Source organism: Microbacterium sp. (assembly GCF_049661145.1).
GTDB lineage: Bacteria > Actinomycetota > Actinomycetes > Actinomycetales > Microbacteriaceae > Microbacterium.
Genome location: NZ_JBASZT010000426.1, coordinates 1 through 2,217, shown reverse-complemented (window position 1 = coordinate 2,217; position 2,217 = coordinate 1). Strand labels below are relative to the sequence as shown.

At 68.0% G+C, this 2,217-nt stretch carries 2 protein-coding genes; both read left to right on the top strand.

Annotation, left to right across the window (positions count from 1 at the left end; translation table 11 throughout):
* A partial coding sequence (locus WBP48_RS17575; protein WP_424442029.1) for an ABC transporter permease occupies window positions 1–803 on the top strand: 803 nt, incomplete at its 5' end.
* Window positions 804–883: 80 nt separating this feature from the next.
* Window positions 884–2,062, top strand: a complete 1,179-nt coding sequence (locus tag WBP48_RS17570; protein WP_424442028.1) for a hypothetical protein — start codon at window positions 884–886, stop codon at window positions 2,060–2,062.
* Window positions 2,063–2,217: the final 155 nt, after the last annotated feature.

Genomic DNA, 2,217 nt, shown 5'->3' with positions numbered 1-2,217 from the left:
GCGGCGCGGCGCGCGTCGCCCGTAGCGCCTGGGGGCGCGCTCTCCCGATCATCGCCGCGCTCCTCGGCATCGTCGTGATCTGGTACGCCGTGTCGTATCTGCTGCTGAGCGAGAGTCGCCGCTTCCTGCTGCCGCCGCCGCACCAGGTGTTCGCCGAGACGATCGGCAACGACAAGGTGATCGGGCCGATGATCGCGGCCCTCGGCCAGACGATCACCGTCGCACTGATCGGCCTCGCGATCGCCGTCGTGATCGGCATGGGCTGGGCGATCGTGATGTCGCAATGGACGATGGCCGAGAAGATCCTCTACCCGTACGCCGTCATCCTCCAGACGATCCCGATTCTCGCGCTCACACCGCTCATCGGCATCTGGATGGGCTACGGCCTGCCGGCGCGCATCGTCGTCTGCGTCATCATCGCGGTGTTCCCGATGATCTCGAACACGCTGTTCGGCCTGCAGTCGGCCACCCCGGCGGCGCATGACCTGTTCACTCTGCAGAAGGCCACCAAGTGGCAGCGGATGACCAAGCTCATGCTCCCCGCGGCGATCCCCTCGATCTTCACCGGGCTGCGCCAGTCGGCCGGACTCGCCGTCATCGGCGCGATCGTCGGCGACTTCTTCTTCCAGCAGGGCAGCCAGGGCATCGGCGGACTGCTGCGCACCTACACGCTGCGCCTCAACATGGAGCCGCTCTTCCTCGCGATCATCTTCACCGCGCTGTTCGGCGTCATCGTCTTCTCGATCTTCGCCGCGCTCGACCGCCTGGTGGTCGGGCGCCTCTTCGGCGTCGCCACACGCTGATCCCGCCCGTCTGTCCGCAACACACCCGAAGCCCCTTCCAGGAGGACACCTTGTCACAGCATCCGTTCGTTTCCCGCCGCATGACGACACGCACCGTCGCCGTCGGCGCCCTCGCCGCGGCGGTGTTCACCGTCGCGGGATGTGCCGGCACCGAGGCCACCCCCGACGCGACATCGACCTCGTCGGCCGTCGCCGCCGAAGCCGGCGGCCCGCTCGACCTCGCGAGCGTGTGCCCCGCGACCGTCGTCATGCAGCAAGACTGGCAGCCCGAGTCCGAGCACGGGGCGATGTACAACCTCGTCGGCGACGGGTACACCATCGACACCGACAAGAAGACCGTCACCGGCCCGCTCGTCGTCGACGGCACCGACACCGGCGTTGATATCGAGGTGCGCTCGGGCGGACCGGCCGTGAACTTCCAGCCGGTTCCCGCTCTGATGTACCTCGACACCGACATCCTGATCGGTGCCGTCAACACGGATGCCGCGATCGTCGCCGACGCCGACCAGCCCACCGTCGCGGTGGCATCGCAGCTCACGTACAGCCCGCAGATCCTCATGTGGGACCCGGAAAGCCACGACGGCGCAACCACGATCAAGGAGGCCGCGGCCGGCGGGGACCCGATCGTCACGTCGGGCGACGTCATCCCCAACCTGCTGCTGTCGCAGGACATCATCACCTCGTCTCAGATCGACACGAGCTACGAAGGCACCCCGCAGCGCTTCGTCTCCGACCCGAAGATCCTGCAGCAGGGCTTCGCGACGGCCGAGCCCTACATCTACGAGCACGAGATCTCGCAGTGGGGCAAGCCGGTCGGCTATCAGCTGCTGTCCGACCTGGGCTACAGCATCTACCCGGAGCCGCTCGCGGTGCGCGAGGCGGACGTGACCGATCAGGCGGACTGCCTCGAGAAGCTCGTGCCGATCATGCAGCAGTCGCAGATCGACTTCCTGAACGCGCCCGAGCACGGCAACGCCGTCATCCTCGACCTCGTCGAGCAGTACGACACCGGTTGGACGTACTCGCAGGGCGTCGCGGACTTCTCGGTCGCGCAGCAGAAGGAGCTCGGCATCGTCGTCAACGACGAGGCTTCGGGCGTCTTCGGGCAGTTCGACCCCGACCGTGTCGCGTCCATCGTCTCGGACTTCACGCCGTTCCTCGTGACGGCGGGCAGCATCACGGAGGACGCCGCCGCGGCGATCGATCCGGAGGCGCTGTACACGAACGAGTTCATCGACACGTCCATCACGATGGACTGACCTCGCGCCCCTGCAGCGCCCTGCCCTCGGTCCGTCTTCGACCGAGGGCAGGGCGCTGCCGCGTGCGGAGGGTGGCGGGTCGAAGGGATGCCGGGTCAGAGGGTCGCGGTCACGCGGTCCGCGAGGGCGTCGAGGCGCGCCGCGGCGTGCAGCGC